Consider the following 2,192-nt stretch of genomic DNA (forward strand, 5'->3'; position numbering starts at 1 on the left):
GTTTTAGTTGCTTTAATTATTGGTTTAGGATGTGGTATTGGAATTCCAATGGCTAAACATAAAAAATCAATTCAAGTTGGATTTGAATTACAACATGAAAAAGTTGGAACATTAACTACAGCTGTTGGTGGTGTATTCAAAAAAATTATTGAAAATACAAGTGCTAATAACATGAAAGCTAAACCACAAATGCTTAAAGCGGGTGGTTCAAATTCTACTCCAACACCAAAACCTGCAGCAAAACCAACATCAAGTGGCTCACCAAAACAAGCATCTAATCCTACACCAAAACCTACGTCTAAACCCTCTATTAATTAAATTTATTTTTTACTATTAATTTAAATAAAACCCCCTTTATTTTGTTTGTATTTCTCTCTCATTTATACTTTTTTAAAGTGTACAAACGAATAAGATAAAGGGGGTTTTTAATTAATAAAAACACATTTAATAAAATTTGTTAAAATTTGCATTTTTTTTTTTGTTTTTATAAAATATTATTAATAATTTTTGTTTTTAATTAGTTTAAATTCTAAAAATTCGAAAAAAGAGTGAAGAAAAAGAATGTATAAAATTAAACAAAATAAACTTTTTGCTATTAGTTCTATTTTAGGAATTTCACTAGTAGGATTGTTTTTATTAAGTACTATAAATTTAAATAATACAAACAACAGAATTGATTCAAGTAATTCATTAATTAATCAAAATAATGTTAATTCAACTAAAACTACAATAGAACCTAAACCACTATCTAGTTTTAATGGTCAAATAACATCTTCTAACATTGATTCCGGAAGAATTAGTACAGATGAAGTAACAGATAATAATGGTAATTATTTTTTAACTGCAAAAGTTAGTAATAATGCATCTATTGTTAAATTAAATTACCAAATGCAATATTTGTATCATTGAACTTATGATATAAAATCTAATTATGAAACACGTCAAATAGTTGCTGATACTGATGATTTAGGTTTTTATTATGCTTTATTAGTTCATAATGAAGTAAAAATAAATTCAACGAATCCTGATGCAACGGCTAATGATATTAGGTTCACAATAGATAATCCTGCACTAGTAGTTCAATTGTATGATACAGGCTCAAATTTTGAACAACGCAATATATATAATTTAGGATTGCCAAATTTTGGTATTAATAATAAATCAGCACTTCCTTCTAATGTGGCTAATAATATCTCAATTACAGATACCCAAGCAGCAACTAATGTTTGAGATCATATCTATGTTGAAGAAGCTATTCAAGAAAATGATGAAAATTCAAAATTATCTTTTATAAGAAACACACGGATTCCTAATTCAACAGCTAGCAGTCAAGATTCAGATAATATATATGTAAATGATGATAGTAAATCAGTTATTTATAAACTATTAGGTAAAAATGGAAAAAAAGAAAACAATAGTACTAATCCTACAGATCAAGATTTTTACATTTTAAAACAATTGTATTTGAATAATGCAAATAACATGGTTTATTTGAAAGATAATGCGTCAAATACTAAAATGATTTTGATTTTTGGTGGTAATGCATATCAAAGTTTTTGGTTTTATGATTTCAAAATAAACGTATCAGCTAAAAATACTTCATATGTAACTCCTTTATTGTATGCAAATTATGATTTTGATCATACCGGAAAACAAAATAGTAATGATTTCATGTATGGAAAATTCTTTTCTCAAGATAGAAGATCAAATGTTCTTAAAGATGCATTTTATTTACCTTTTATGAAAAGAAATAAAATATCTAATTTAGCTTGATTTATTGGCGGTGCTAAAACAATTAATCTTGTAAATAAAATTAATAACCAATCTTACTCATATGTATTTTTAGCTATGATGCAACCAAATGTATCTGATTTTGATGCTAATTTTGTAACTAAATCAAATTTAACAGACGAAATTAAAAAAGGCACATATGGAACACCTGATCATGTTAGTGTTGTTAAAACTCCAAGTACAACTAATGATTCAAGTACTCAAAATACTGTAAACAACCGTAACACTAATTTTCAACAAACATTACAAATTAGTGATAATAATTACAAAAATAAAGAAGTTCTTGTAGGTTCATCATCAATTAATGCTTCTTATCAAGAGTTTTCTTCTGATGGTAATTCATCATATTTGAATACATATACTAGTTATAAATATCCATTTTCTGCTATTCAATCATTAAC

The 2,192-nt window shown here is 25.5% G+C and carries 2 protein-coding genes; both read left to right on the forward strand.

The window, feature by feature from the left end:
- On the forward strand, nucleotides 1-318 hold a 318-nt coding region (locus T397_RS04390), incomplete at its 5' end, for a hypothetical protein (protein ID WP_036449351.1).
- 243 nt (nucleotides 319-561) lie between these two features.
- The coding region (locus T397_RS04130; RefSeq protein WP_036449353.1) for a hypothetical protein at nucleotides 562-2,192 on the forward strand (1,631 nt) is incomplete at its 3' end.

The sequence above is a fragment of the Mycoplasmoides pirum ATCC 25960 genome, assembly GCF_000685905.1.
GTDB classification, from domain to species: domain Bacteria; phylum Bacillota_I; class Bacilli_A; order Mycoplasmatales; family Mycoplasmoidaceae; genus Mycoplasmoides; species Mycoplasmoides pirum.